The sequence below is a fragment of the Bacteroides sp. GD17 genome, from assembly GCF_038448625.1.
In the GTDB taxonomy this organism is placed as follows: Bacteria; Bacteroidota; Bacteroidia; order Bacteroidales; family Bacteroidaceae; genus Bacteroides.
The window spans coordinates 88,056-103,722 of record NZ_JBCEZS010000004.1; the positions used below are offsets into that span (position 1 = coordinate 88,056).

Here is a 15,667-nt window from a genome sequence, read left to right on the forward strand (position 1 = left end):
CCCTAAAAATGTCACACGAAAATTAAGAAGAAATTGTCTCGAGTTGTAGTACGATTGTATTTTTACACCACCGATAAACAGACAATAATTAATAAACAAATAATGCCCCTTATGAAAGCAACAAAACACTTCTTGTTGTCCACAGCCATCGCACTGCTGGCACTGACAGCCTGTACGCCCAATGACGACGACCCGGGCAACGATCCCAACTCCACAAAAGGACAGCTCTCCATCTCCGCCCTCAGCCTGGACGGGCATAGTGTGCAGACGCGCAGCAGCGACGCCACCACCTACAGCACCAACACACCTATCACTGCCTTCCAGGCCGGAGCTGCAGTAGCCCTGCGCTACAACTTCAGCGGCGAGGCCTTTGCAGGATACGACTTTCAGGCCGACGGCGACGGCAGTCAAGCCGACGCGGCGAAGTATAGCACCAAGGTTACCTATGGCGACGGCAATTGGACGGTGGAAGGCTATAATGCTGCCACCAACCCGCTGCGGCCCAACAACAGTAGAGACAGCAATCCCAACCCCACCTCCACCGAGACGTGGGCCGGAGCCCAGGCCATGCTATGGTTTGCTCCCGGCCCCGACGCTACAGCAGACAATCTGCCTGCAGGTTTCCCCATCGAAGGCATTTCCGCGGACGACGTCAGTGTGGATCTGTGCGGCATGAAGTACCTCTCCGCGAGCGAGGTTAGCATTCCCGGTATTGAGAACGGAAAGTATCCCGTCCGCGCCTATGCCGATGCGCTGATGGCGGTTTCGACGGGGCAGAATGCAAACGGCGACGGCAATGCAAACAGCAATGCCTCCCCGGCCGCCGGCAGTATCGTCATCGACCGCGACTTGGACAGCTCCACGCTGGGCGCCATTCAGGCTAACCTGGTGCATCCGGGGGCGCTGATGCAATTGGCAGAGGCGGACATCACAATCAGCAGGAAGGGAATAGAAGAAGGAGAAGAGGTGGTGATACCGAATAGCGGCACCCTTGTGCAGCTATGGGCAGAGGTTACCGTCGACAGAACGGCTGCTGCAACGAAAGCTGCCGATGACACGGACGGCGCTACGACCAAAACCACCTCGAACGAAGCAACCTTCTTCGTCCCCTTCAGCAGGACAACCACGACAGGCGGCGGCACCTTGTGGCAAGCCATCGTCCCCGGAACCGGCACCGCCGGTAGCGCCTCGGCCGACATCACGGCCTGCGTGAAGCGCTTCGCTGCACAAGTGAAGTGGAATGGCGCATCAGGCATCAGCAGTACCCGGAGCTACATACTGCAACAGAAAGACGGCACCGCCACCACCAACGGTAAGTCCCTCGGCGCCAACCTGCGCTACCCCCTCAAACTGAACATCTCTGAAGAGGATGAAGCCCACAGCACCATCATCTTCATCCAGCCGGGCCGGCCGGGATGGGGAAACGCGGACAGTGAGACGGAACTGGTGAATCTGGAGAAGCAACTCAGCGTGGCCTATGACAGCGAGACCAGCGCCTACACCTACACCGTGAAGGGTGCCCATGCCCTGCAAACCGTGGCAAACTGGATGCAGAACGGCGGCACGCCGCCCTTACAGCCAGCAGACGCCCCTGCCTACGACACCGACGCCGACATCGCCGCAAGAATGAAAACCAACATCACCCTGACCAACGACATCAGCCTGCCCACCCCACCCACCGCTGACGGCAGCAACTGGACGCCGATAGGAACGAACAACATCCCTTATACCGGCACCTTCGACGGCGGAGGCCACCAAATCTCGAACCTCGTCTGCATCAAGGGGGGTATATATAACTATGACGGCCTCTTTCTCCGCATAGGCACAGCCGGTACGGTGAAGAATCTGATACTGAAAGATCTCGTCATCAACAATTGGCAGGAACGTAACATTTCCGGTGGTATAGCAGCAGTAAACAACGGTACCATCAAGAACGTGATACTGATAGATGCCGTCATCAACAGTGGGGGACGTGACCAAGCTCCATACTCTAATTGCGGCGGCATAGCAGGAACGAACAGCGGCACCATCAAGAACTGCCACCTTGTGGTATCGGGTATAGAAAGCAAGGGTATCGTAATGGCCGGTGACTATGGCAGCTACGCCGGTGGCATCGTGGGAGAGAATCAGAACGGCGGCACCATTACAGCATGCAGCTACAGCGGTATCATCATTGACGCCTATAATCAAGGTGCCGGTGGCGGCATCGTGGGATGGAACAAAAACACTTCCCCCTCCTCCATCCTTGCCTGCTGCTCCATGGCGGAGGGGATGAGTGTCGTGGGTAGGCTGGCTGACAATGCCCCCCTTCCGCAAGGCTGCTATCCTGCCAACAATGCCAAGCTCGGCTCCATTGCCGACCTGAACAACAATGTGCACTTAATGAATGCCATCATCTACGGTGGTAACAATATAGAGAACGAAGATAGACTCCCCTTCCACTACGAAGCCGACGGCGACAACAACACCCCGCCCACACTGACAACAGGAGCGTTTGAGCTCAAGAGAGACCTGGGCATCGATGTCCAGGACGACAATACCTGGCAGATAAGCACATCCAAAGGTCTGACAAGCTTTGCCTACGTCGTAAGCGCAGGCGGAAACAACGCCAAGCTGAATGCCAAGCTAATGGAAGACATCACCTTGGACGACCCGACCGACGCCGCCAACGGCAGCAACTGGACAACAATAGCCGGGACGAAAGCCGAACCCTACACCGGCACCTTCGACGGCGGAGGCTATAAGATAAAGAACCTCGTCATGCGCACCGCGACGAAAGACGTCAACAACGCCCTCTTCGCCTACATCGGCATCGGCGCCACGGTGAAGGACCTGGCGCTGGAAGATGCCGTCATCGTCAGCACCTATAGCGACGGCGCCACCTCCTGCGCCGGCATCGCGATAGAGAACAGCGGCATCATCGCAAACTGCCACTTCGTGGCTACGGGCATCGAGGGCAAGGGCGTCGTAACAAGCGACAACAATAATGGCAGCAATACCGCCGGCATCGTGGTGACCAACAGTGGTATCATCACGGGCTGCAGCAACAACGGCAAGGTAGCAGGAACAAGTGTCGGCGGTATCGCGCAAAAAAATGACGGCGGCACCATCATGAGATGCAGCAACAGTGGCACCATCATGGGCACTAACAGCGGCAGCAGCGGCGGCATCGTGCAATACAACAACGGCACCATCGTGGGATGCAGCAATAGCGGCACACTTACGGGAGACGACGCCCATGGCATTGCAGGATACGACAGCCCATATAGCAACGGCCAATTCATTGCCTGCTACACCACTACAGCCGGCAGCAATATAGCAAACACGAGCCTTGATAGAATCAAAGGTTGCTATCCCACCAACAACAAGAACTTCGGCGAAACAGGCGGTGACGCAGACGGCACCGGCTCGAGCTCCATCGAGGATCTGAACCAGAACTACGTGAAAGAGATGAATACCCTCATCTACGCCTACAACAGAAGCGCAGGAACGACGGCAGAGAAGAAGTTCCTTTACCACTACACGGCCGGCAGCAGCAGCGACCTGCCCACACTGGCGAGCGGAGAGCCCGGCGCCGGAGATATAAGCATCAACATCACGCCCGGCTCAGGCGGCAACGCCGACACCTGGCAGATAAGTACTCTCAAAGACTTGCAAGCCTTTGCTGCCGTCGTGAACCTGGGTGGAGACAACACCAAGCTGAATGCCACGCTGACAGACAACATCACCATGCCCTCCAACAGCAGCAGCTGGACGCCGATGAAAGACTATGCCGGCTGCTTCGACGGCAACGGCAAAGCCATCCAAGGTCTCAACGTCGATGGCAGAGAAGGCGATTTCGGCTTATTCGCCAACATCACCGACGATGGCAGCGTGAAGGATCTGACACTAGTGAATGCCATAATCAACGCCAGCTCCGGCTCCGCCACGGTGGGTGGCATTGCGGTAAGAAATCGTGGCACCATCACCAACTGTAACATCAGCGGCAGCTTGAATAACGACAAGGGTAAATGTGGTGGCATTGTGGCAGAGAATGTCGGCATCATCATGGCCTGCACCAACAGCAGCACCGTGACGAACAACAATGATAACTGCGGCGGCATAGCGGGAGACAATACCGGCAGCATCATAGCCTGCACCAACAGCGGCACAATAACGAGAAAGGACAGGACGGACTACGTAGGCGGCATAACAGGATACAGTAGCGGCGCTATCATAGCCTGCACCAACAACGGCAAAATAACAGGAAAAGACAGCACGGATGGCGCAGGCGGCGTGGTAGGGTACAACAACACTGACAACACTCGCAACGTTATATCCTGCTACACCATAACTTCAGATAGCCGCGTGTTAAATAGCAACACCAATGGCAGTTCTCCTGCCAGATACAGCTACCCCACCAACAACAATAAATTCGGCGATACAGGCGGCGCTGCAGACGGCACCGGCACAAGCTCCATCGAGGACCTGAACAATAACTACGTGAGCACGTTGAACGATGGCATCAAGGACTGGAACAACGACAAGCAGCCGACGGACGCCCAGTACTGCAACTACCACTTCGTGGTCGGCGACCCCGCCGACACCACCCCGCCCAAGCTGGTGGAGGACGCACCGCAGTAGCCGTAAGCAACGGAGTCCACAAGCCGCGGAGCCTGCAAGCAGCACTATCTCAGACTCTCCCGCCTGAAAGGGGGAGTACCCCGCACAGCGGGGGGAGGGAGTTTAGCGCAAAGCTATGCTGGCAGTGCTGAAGAACTCTGCAGCGTGGGAGACTCCTCCGGCCTGCGGCCACCTCCCCTTTCAGGCGGAGGAATTGAGATAGTGCTGCTGGCGGAGGAGTTGAGATACTCTCCGACTTACGGAGGAGTCCGAGACACTCCCAAGAAACAAAAAAAGTAATAAAACGTCATGAAAATAAACAAATCAATATCCCTTATGAAAGCAACAACAAGACACCTGGTGCTGCCCGCAGCCATCGCACTGCTGACATTGGCCGCCTGCTCCGACAAAGACCAGGACGGAAACAGCACCGAACCACGGACCGCCATCCGAATCACCACCGCAATCATCACCGGTAACAACCACGGTAGCAACCCCGCAGCACCGGCCCCGGCACCGACAGCAGCCCCGACAGCCGCCCCGGCCCCGGCCCAAACTCGCGCCACCGACGCCGCCTGGCAGCCCGATGACGCCATCGGCATCCTCCTCCTCAACGCCGGAACCAACACCCCGGCCGAAGGAAAAACAGCCTACCGATACCTCACTGCCAACACCACCGGAGCCTTCGCCCCCGCCGACGCGGACAACACCGCCTACTACCCCACACAGGGAGAAAAAGTCGACATCATAGCCTTCTACCCCTACTGCCAGCCCGACGAGGCACTCAACATACCCGTCAGCACCGCCCAGCAGTCCGCCCTCAGCCAGATAGACCTCATGGTGGCCGAACGAAGCACCGGGCATAGCATCAACAATCCCGACGTATCGCTCGCCTTCCGCCACAAGCTGGTGAAGCTCATCGTCAACGTAAGTCGCGAAGCCACCGCCGCCGATCTGGACCTGAACGGCGCCACCATCCTCTTGCAAGGCACCGCCACCGACGCCCGCTGGAGCCTGACCGAGCAGCAACTCATCACCGACCCCGATAGCCGCGCCGACATCAGTCTGCCCGCTACCTACGATGCCACCGAAGCCGCAGCCGACGCCACCGGCACCGACGACGACCTCCCCGGCCTGCTCACCGCCACCGCCATCGTGCTGCCCACCGCAGCCGATGCCAGCCTGAAGCTGGTCATCACCACCGCCGACGGAAAATCTCTCGACGCCCCACTCGCCGCCGGAACCGCCCTCCTGGAGGGAACCGTCAACACCCTGCGCGTACACCTGCGGCAGACCGCAGCCACCGTCAACGCCACCGTCAGCGACTGGACCACCGGCATCACCGCCCAGCTGCGCTCCCTCACCATGGACGTCACCGCCACCGACGGCACCGCAGCCTCCGTCCACAGCCTCACCCTCTGGAATGCTGCCACCCCCGATGCGAAAGCCCTCTATACGTATAGCGACGATGACGATGCCTGGACCAGTCCCACCCCCTTCTACCTGGAGAATCTGCTCCCGGACGCCACCTTCTACGCCCGCCACACCCCCACCGCACCCGACGGCACCCCGCTGACCGACCCCGTCAGCCTCCTGCCCGACCTGCTGGGCAACGTCACCCCCGCCCCGCTGCAAGGCGGCGGCATCGACATCGCCCTGAAGCACCTCTACACCCGCCTCGACATCGCCCTGCTGAAGGGAGCCGACTTCCCCGCCTCCACCAGCCTGGCGGGTGCCACCCTGACGCTGAACGGATTTAATAAAAAGGCCGACGTCAGCGACAAGAACCTCGTGACCTCCCAAGACCCCGGCTCCTACACCCTGACCACGGATGACGCCGGCAACGCCTCGCTCATCGTCCTGCCCCAGACCGTGCCCGCCGCCACCACCTTCACCCTCCGGCTGAAGAACACCGGCACCGCCGCCACCAACTACACCGCCACCCTGACCGAAGCTCTGGAGCTGAAGTCCGGACAGATAGCCACCCTCAAACTGACGCTCACCCCCAGCCGTATGGGCATATCCGTCAGCCCGGCTCCCTGGACCACCGGCGACGAAACCCCGCAAAGCATCCACGTGGATGACCTGGCCGACGGAAGCGGCAAAGATAATATAGCCCTCAACGCCGCCCAGGGCGACCTCCTGAGGCTGACGTACCTGACTGACGACGACGACGCCCTCGCCGCCACCTACCTCTACACCGACGACGCCTGGACCTGCACCGCCCCCCTCTACTGGGATCAGGTACCGCAGTCCGCCACCCGGCCCCTCCGCTTCGCCGCCCTCTTCACCCCCGCCGCTGCACCGGTGGGACAGAATGAGACGGACTACCTGGCCGGCACCGCCACCACGCCCTTCGGCACCGCGCCCGCCTTCGTCCTGACGCACGCCCTGGCACGCATCGAGCTGCAACTCACCGCCCCTGAGTTCACCCCGGCCGAGCTGGCCGCCGCTACCGTGGAATTACACGCCGTGCTGCCACTGGCCGCCATCGATGCCGACGGCACCACCACTACCGACCCCAACGCGCAGCCCCGCACCCTGAACGCCGACCAGCCCGGACAGAGCTTCTCGCTCATCCTGGCCCCGCAGTCCTTCAGTCCCGGCAGCCGACTGGCCACCATCACCCTGGCGAACCACACCTACGGAATCAGCACCCCCGACGGCATGAAGGCCGAAGCCGGAAAGACCACCCTGCTGAAGATAGGCATCAGCAAGAGCGAACTGAACAGCATCACCGTGGGCACCACGCCCTGGACGCCGGGCGAGACACATGAGGGGGATGCAGGGTATGATGACTGAGAAGACATAAAAAGAGTAGAAGAGCAGAGAGAAGACAGAAGAACAAAAGAACAGAAGGAGAACCTACGCGGCTACGTGGCTCTGGGTTCGGCCTGTTAAATAAAGAAAGATATGAAGAAGATTAAGACGATAACGACAATGATGCTGACGGCAGCCCTGATGGCAGCATGCAGCACCGAAGAGAACGGAATGGAAACCGGCAGAGAGGCCGTCAGCATACAGACACGCATCACGCAGAGCAGTGCCAAGACACGCGCCAACGACGACGCCACCACCCCCTACTCCCCCACCAACGGCGCCACGCTTACCCTGTGCTACAGCAGCATGGAGAGCGGCCCGCGGAGCACCTTCACCTGCACCGACGGCAGTTGGAGCACCGCAGCACCCCTCTACTGGCAAGACCTGAAGCCGAACCAGGCAGCCCCGGCAGCAGAGCGATACGCCTTCTTCGCCGTGGCTCCGCAGATGCCGACCGACGGCAACACCGGAACGGTGGAAGCCAATCAAAGCGCCTCGGCCGAGCAGAGCACCCGCGCAGCAGCCGATGCCCTCAGCGCCTTCGAGGCCTCCGACCTGCTGATGGCCTACCAGACCACCGAGAAGAGCGGCACGCTAGACCTCAACCTGAAGCATCTCCTCAGCCAGCTGCAAGTGAAGCTGGTGAGCGACCCCAACGCCCCCGATGCGCTGACCGATGCTGAACTGGCCACCGCCAGCCTCAGCATCAACGGCCTGCAGACGGACTACGTCGTGCTCTACTCCGACCCCAACCCCACACCGGCACAGCCCGACCCCGTGCCCAGCATCGAACGCCCCGCCGTGGCCATGACGACCGGCGGCAACAGCACAGGCCTGAAACCTTACGTCGATGGCACCAGCGCCACACGCAGCTTCCGCTTCATCGCCCCACCGCAGACGCTGGTCACCGGAGAGCTGAAGCTGAAGTTCACCCTCATCGTGGCCGGCGTGGAGCGCTCCTACACCTACACTTCGGCTGAGGAAATAGGCTTCAACGCAGGAGCCATCACCCAGATAACAGTTACCGCCAACCGCACCGACGTGGTCCTGGGCAGCATCGTCGTGACGGACTGGACCACTCCAGACCCCATCGCCGCCACCGTCTCTATCGACATCAGCGGCACACCGGACGACATCAGCGGCAGCGCCCCCGCCTTCAGCACCATGAAGCTATGGAAGGGACAGGAAGACTTCACCGCCAATAGCAACGACCCGACGGACAACCTGCTCACCCAAGCCCCCGTCGCCGCACGGGCCTACAGCAAGGACGCCGGCACCGGCACCTGGACCGCCGACGCCACCCCCTTCTACGTGGACGATGTGGTGCCTGCCGACCGCTTCTACGCCCTGACCCTGAACACCACCGGGCCCACCCCCGGCGGCAGCACCATCGTAGACGCCACCACCCAGCTGAACGACCCCCTGGCCGCCGGCCCCGCCGAGATGAAAGCCGGCACCCTGGCCCTGAACTACCGCCACCTGCTGGCTAAGCTGCGCATCACGCTCACCGCCGCCACCAACTTCACCGCCAGCCTGCTGACGAACGCCACCATCGCCACCCCGGCCATGCTGCCCGCCTACACCCTGGCCTACAGCACCGTGCCCGAAGACAACAACGCCATCCGAGCCAACGCCACCGGCACCCCGGCCGCATATCCGGTACTGAGTCCTGCCACGGACTACATCGTAGCACCGCAAATCATAGCCACCGGAGCCAAGTTCGTCGTGAAGCTGACAAACGGTAATACCTACACCGCCACCCTGACCAGCGACCTGGAGCTGGCCCCAGGCGAAATCACCACCCTGGCCCTGACCCTGAACCCCACGCAGACTGCCATCACCGTCGGCACAGCAGAGTGGGCAGTCAACGGAAGCAGCACCTCGAAGACCATCAGCATCGACGGCATCACCGACGCCTCGGGCAGCATCCTGGCCGGTGACAACCCGACCGACGGAGACCGGCTGGACATCAGCGCCGACGGCAGCACCGCCACCGGAGCCTACCTCTACGACGCCAACGCCACTGCCTGGACCTCCACCGCCCCCTTCTACTGGGACGCACTGCTCAGCAGCAACAGCCCCTACACTTTCTACGCCCTGTTCACCCCCACCGACGGCACTAACACCGACACCGGACTGGTGAAGGACTACCGGGGAGGCACCGCCACCGGCGTCGCCTTCGGCAGCAAGATCTCCTTCAGCGCCACGCACCTCATGGCGCAAGTCCGCTTCACCCTGCAGCCGGGCACGGGCTACGATGCCTTGACGGCCGGCGAGGTCAGCGTCAAGCTGCACAACCTGCACCCGCTCACCGGCATCGCCACCGACGGTAGCATCACCCTCAGCGATGATGCCAACGCCGTGCTGCCGCTGACGCTGACGGACGACAACGCCTCCAACTCCAACGAAGGTCCCGCTGTCCCGCCCGTCGACAAGTCCTTCAGCGCCACCGCCCTGGTAGCGCCGCAAACCGTGCAGGCCGGGCAGCTGCTGGTCACCGTCACCATCGGCGCCAACACCTACAACTACAAGGCTCCCACCGCCACCGGCTTCGCCTACCAGCCCGGACAGCAGAACAACATCATCCTGACCGTGGACAAGACCGGAGTAGCCATCAGCTTCACCCTGGAAGACTGGGGCAGCGAGGGCAGCACCACCACCGGCGGCGGAGAACTGGTGGACCCGGCCGGCACGCCCGACACCTCCGACACCAACCCCTAAACAGAAGCAATAACGATAACCATTATAAAGTATAAGAAGATGAAAACGAAAAGCTATATATGGGCCGCCCTGAGCGCCGCCGCCATCATCAGCCTGAGCGCCTGCCAGGACAACGATTCGCCCGAAGACAACACCCCCCACGAGGTGATGCTGAACTTCCACGTGGAAGCTGCCACCGGTACACGAGCCGCTGCCACACAAGCCGCCGCCACCGGCTTTGCCACACGAGGCTCCACCACCGGTAACCTTTCCAGCTTTGCCGACGGCGCCCAGGTGGGCGTGTACTTCGCCCCCAAGAATGCCAACGCCCTCGATGCCAACAGCGGCGTAAGCGGCAACAGTGCCAACCACCTCTACGACGTCGATGGCACCACCGCCACGCCCGTCTATTGGAACGACTACCCCACTGCCCTCGACCTCTATGCCTACAGCCCCTACGACGCCACCGCCCCGCTGAACACCGGTGCCACCGGCATCAGCTGGAGCATACAGGCCGACCAAAGCGGCAACATCGCCGGTACCGGCACCGATGCCTTCGTCGCCAGCGACCTGCTCATCAGCAACAATGTGCGCGGCCTGACGTACACCGCAAACAAGCAAACCACCCAGCTCAACTTCACCCACGCCCTGGCCAAGCTGCGCGTCAACATCGTGGATAACTCCACAGACGGCACCAGCACCTACACCACCCAAGAGCTGGCCGCCGCCACCGTCTCCATCCTCGGGCTGAACACGCAGTGCGACGTCGCCTTCGTCAGTCCAACAACTGCCGGCACCAAGACCATCAGCAGCCCCGCCAGCCCGCAGGCCATCACCCCGAAGAAGCTGACCACCCCCGCCGACATCGCCACCAAGCCCGAAGAAAGCCCGCTGACCGCAGCCGCCACCCACGAAGCCATCTGCATCCCGCAGACCGTAGCTGCCAGCACGGACATCGTCACCGTCAGCGTCACCTCCGGGGGAGTAAAGCAGAGCTACACCATGAAGACTGATGACAGCTATCAATTGGTACAAAGCGCCACCAACGTCCTCAACGTCAGCATCGGCAAGACTGACGTTGGTCTCTCCTTCTCCGTGACAGAATGGGATGAGAGCGGAACCAGCGCCTCGAAGGCCATCACCATCGACGGCATCACCGATGCCGGCACGCCGGGTATCACGGTGAACGGCGGCGATACCTACAAGCCCGCCGCAGGCGACAAACTGAAGCTGACGTACATCACCAGCAACGACGGTGTCGACGCCCTGAGCACGGACGCCGTCCACGCTGCCACCTACACCTACAATGGCTCCACCGCCTGGACCACCGACGCCCCCCTCTATTGGGACGCCATCGCCCAGAGCAGCTACTCCGGCAAGTTTGCCGCGCTCTTCACCTATAATAATGCAGGCACCACACCCGAGACGGATTTCCTGACGGGGCTTGCCACCGCCAGCAATGGATACGGCACCGCCCTCAGCCTGACGCTGGGCCACGCCATGAGCCAAATCGCCGTCACGCTGGTGCCCGGCGAGGGATATAAGACCGCCGACGCCATGCTCGCCGCCCTCACCACGCGCATCATCCGCCTGAAGAAAGTCACGAGCACTGCCCCCGCCGTAGATACCGAAGGAAAAGCCGTCATCACCCTGGCCAATGCCGTCAGCGACCTGATAGGCGGAGCCAACACGACAGCCGACGCCGCGGACGCCCCCTTCGGAAACGGCACCGTCTACACCGTGGCCCCGCAGACGCTGGGCGACGACGCCGTCATCGTGCTGAAACTGGACAACGGGAACTCGTACACGCTGAAGCTGGCGGACATCAAGACCGGCACTGACCCCACAAGCGACAACCTCTTCGGCACCCCCGCCAAGATAGAGCCCGGCAAGAAGTACGCCATCACCATCACCGTAGACGATACCGCCGTCTCCCTCTCGGGCAGCATCAACGACTGGACAGAGATCGCGGGCAGCGGCAGTATGAAGCCCGACTGGGAGAAGTGAGATACCTCCGAAACCTCCTTTATAAACTAATTATTCAGACCCTCAATGGACAACAATATGAAAACAATAAACGTCACAGAAAGAACGAAAGTGAACGGTAGATTGCTGACGGCCCTGGTAGTCATCACCACCGTACTGTCCGTCCTCACCTTCATCATTGCCCTGTCGATACTGCTCGGCGCGTGTACCGATGCCAACGACCCCGACGGCCCCGGCTCCGCCCGCACCCCGCTGACCGCCAACGCCACCCTGCCCGCCACCGCCGGCGGAACACTGACGCGCAACGCCACCACCACCCGTACCCTGGGCACCGGCCTGAGCGACCTCACCCTCTACTATCCCGCTGCCGACGATGCCCTGAGCATCTACAACGTGGCCAGCGCCGACGTCACGATGGGCGCCGATGCCAAGAGCTTCTCCTTCCTCACCACCCAGGGGAGCTTCGGCACCGCCACCACCCCCGCGCCCCTCTACTGGCAGCAGATAGCCGGCAAAGGACTTACCGAGCAGCAGTTCTACCTCACGGTGAAGCAGACGGAAAGGCTAAATGATATCATCTCTGCCGGCATTCTCAACACCGCCAGCAGCCTATTCCAGGATGACAACGTACTGTGGGCTACCGCCACCAGCACCGCCGGCGCCAATGCCGATGCCGACCGACCCGCCCTCGCCTTCGGAGCACTGAAGAGCCGATTTGCGCGCCTGACGCTCATCATCAACTGCAAAGGCTGCCAGCTGAAGAGTAACTTGCTGAAAGCCTACATCTACACGCTGCCGGAAGCCGACGAAGCCACCGCCAATGCTGCCGACGCCACCGCCAAGACCAACGCCACCGGCATCTACCGCCAGGCATGGCCCACCATCGGCACCGACCCCACGGAGAAGGCGCTGATAGATCCCGCCAAGGCCGTCAGCAGCACCGGCACCTCCTTCTCCACCCACATCGGCAGCCACCTCATCGCCCCGCAGGCACTGCCCGCCATCGGCAATTCCGGTGTCAACAAGCAGCTGCTCACCATTCGCTACAACATGGACGACACCACCGACGCCTCCGAGCCCAAGCACGAGTGGACGCTCGACCTCAGCCAGGTCCCCGTATCCCGCACCGGCGACAGCGAGTTTGCCCGCCAGCCCACCACCGGCGCCACCGGCTATGCCTACGGCAACGCCTTCGGCTACAACCCCGGCGAGCAAATCACCCTCACCGTCTCCCTCTCGCTGATGAACCTGGCGCCCGGCGAGGTGCAGAGCCAGATTGACAGCTACCAGGCCACCGCCGACACCGACTTCGGCAACATCGACGTGCCCCTCACCGCAGGCACCGCCAGCCCCGAGGGAGGCAACCAGCCCGGTGTCAGCCTCGTGCTGAACCACCCCGTCATCACCATCAGCGGAATGGGAGCCACGACAACCACACGCAACGGCAGCACCATCAGCGCCGACGGCATCTCCGCCATCGACCTCTACGTGGACATGCTGACCGCAGCCGGCACCGCAACACAGAGCAGCCACTACACCTACAACGGCGGCAGCTGGAGCACCGCCCCAGGCACCGCCCCCATCACCGTGCATGGCGGAACGGGCAACTACCGCATGCGGGCAGCAGCCGCAGTGACACTGGCCGGTGGCGCCCCCACCATCTACGTCTGCTACACCGGCATGGGCATAGTGGCCGGCTCCACCACCGGAACATTCAGCTTCGACGAGCACCTGGCCCCCTACACCGCCGCCGTAAAGGTGGTGCTGAAGGATGCCGACGGACAGGAGTTGGACAGCAGCAGTAACTACACGACGACTCTGCTCGGCATGTCCGCCACTACCGGCTTCATAATGTCCGACGACGGCAAGGTGAACTGGACTACCACCGCTCCCTTCCACCCCGAGTACACCACCACTGCCATCAGCCCCATCCAGGCTGCAGCTAACGGCAGCACCACCTTCTATAATCTGGTGCCCGGCACGCTGGGCGACGACACCGGCATCTTCAGTATCAGCAGGCAGAGCGGTGGCAGCGCCATCAACGTGGCGTCCACCAAGAGCTACCCCCTCGACGCCGGCAAGCTCTACACCTTCAGCCTGACGCTGAACGGCGACAAGCGCGTCAACATCACCAAGATCGACATCACGGAATTCGACACCGCCAAGAAGGACGACGGCACCGACGACGATGACATCATCGAGATAGGCAACTAATCCCCCTAACCCATAAAGAAGAATAACAACGATATGAACAGCAAGAATATACTCCACCTGGCTACTCTGATGGCTCTAATGGCTCTGACCGGCGCCTGCACCCCCGACGCCATCGACCCGGGCACGGATCCCGACGGACAAGTCTCCCTCGAAGGAATGGCTCCCGAAACACCCGTAAGCATCCGCACTACCGTCCAAGCCTTCGGAAGCAACAGCAATGTGACAAGAATCACAGACACGGACCTGGCCAAGATACCGGCCTGGAATGAGATTACGGAGGAGACGGAGATAAAAGAATCGGACTTCAGTGCCATTCTCTATCTGCCCGGTGCATCCGATCCAGGCAACCGCGGGCTATATCCAGATGGAAATATCACTATCAACGGGCTGAGTGAAGCAAAATTCAAAGCCGAGGAAGGCGATCCCTTCAACCTGCGCTTGTACCACTTCAACCTGAACGGCAAGAATGCCAACGGCACCGCACAGCCCCACAGCCGATTGGCCATCATGGAAATTAGCAACGAAAACAGAGAAGACCAACTCCTCGCCATAACTCCCCTTGCCCCCGCCAGTGGTAGTAGTACTCCCTGCTTCAACTTACAGCTACGCCATGCCTCGGCCAAGCTTTCTATACTGGTAGAGACAACTACCGGCGATAAATTGGATATGAACAGCAGTAGTGGCATACTGACAGAAGCCTACGTCAGCACAAGGCTGAGATGGGCTTACTCCGTCTATACCGGTGGGAACCCCACCAATGGTAGCAACGGCAACCCGACGTATCCCGACCTATACAATTATCTGACTATCGCCGGTACCGACAATCTCTATCCCGATGATCCCACCAACTTGGAGGAACAGACAGAGGTCGTGATCTGCACCAACAAAAGACCCTATAGAGAGTTCTCCTTGACCCACCCCGATGTTGCCGACGCTCCTATCAACCTGCTGAACGCCATCGTGCCCGTCAGCGCCACACATGCAGAAGAGAAAGCAGGAGAAGACGAGGAAGGCTATGAAATCTATTCCTACACCCTGCTGAACGCCGACGGCATCCCCGAGTACTATAACACCTCCACCACCAAGGAAGATAAGGACAAAGACGTCCTCGTCCTCAAGCTGAACGACATTGTGCCCAGCACCGACGGTAGCAACACCGCCGCCAGCAATATCTATCGCCTCAAGCTCTCCTCCATCGTCCTCACCGGCCTGTCTGCCGACGACCCGAGGCGCGGCAAAAACGCCGACGGCAGCACCAACAACAACGCCGCCCCCGGCACCGGCCATCTCCTCTTCCTACGCCCCGGCGAGCACCTGACGCTCACCGTCACCGTGGACCGCAACC

General features: G+C 61.0%; 5 protein-coding genes. All 5 read left to right on the forward strand.

Going from position 1 to position 15,667, the window contains the following annotated elements; all coding sequences use genetic code 11:
• The first annotated feature begins 111 nt into the window (after nucleotides 1-111).
• The 5 genes from AAE250_RS07745 to AAE250_RS07765 all read left to right on the forward strand — a co-directional run bounded on the left by AAE250_RS07745 (nucleotide 112) and on the right by AAE250_RS07765 (nucleotide 14,322).
• Nucleotides 112-4,623 carry a hypothetical protein gene (locus tag AAE250_RS07745; RefSeq protein WP_342288852.1) on the forward strand — a complete coding sequence of 1,504 codons (4,512 nt, stop codon included), beginning with the start codon at nucleotides 112-114 and terminating at the stop codon, nucleotides 4,621-4,623.
• 315 nt (nucleotides 4,624-4,938) lie between these two features.
• Nucleotides 4,939-7,404, forward strand: a complete 2,466-nt coding sequence (locus tag AAE250_RS07750; RefSeq protein ID WP_342288853.1) for a fimbrillin family protein — start codon at nucleotides 4,939-4,941, stop codon at nucleotides 7,402-7,404.
• 111 nt (nucleotides 7,405-7,515) lie between these two features.
• Nucleotides 7,516-10,143, forward strand: coding sequence for a fimbrillin family protein (locus AAE250_RS07755; protein WP_342288854.1), 2,628 nt, complete (start codon nucleotides 7,516-7,518; stop codon nucleotides 10,141-10,143).
• Nucleotides 10,144-10,182: 39 nt separating this feature from the next.
• A complete protein-coding gene (locus AAE250_RS07760) occupies nucleotides 10,183-12,129 on the forward strand; it encodes a fimbrillin family protein (RefSeq protein ID WP_342288855.1) in 1,947 nt (648 codons plus the stop codon).
• Nucleotides 12,130-12,186: 57 nt separating this feature from the next.
• Complete coding sequence (locus tag AAE250_RS07765) at nucleotides 12,187-14,322, forward strand: hypothetical protein (RefSeq protein ID WP_342288856.1); 2,136 nt, start codon at nucleotides 12,187-12,189, stop codon at nucleotides 14,320-14,322.
• Nucleotides 14,323-15,667: the final 1,345 nt, after the last annotated feature.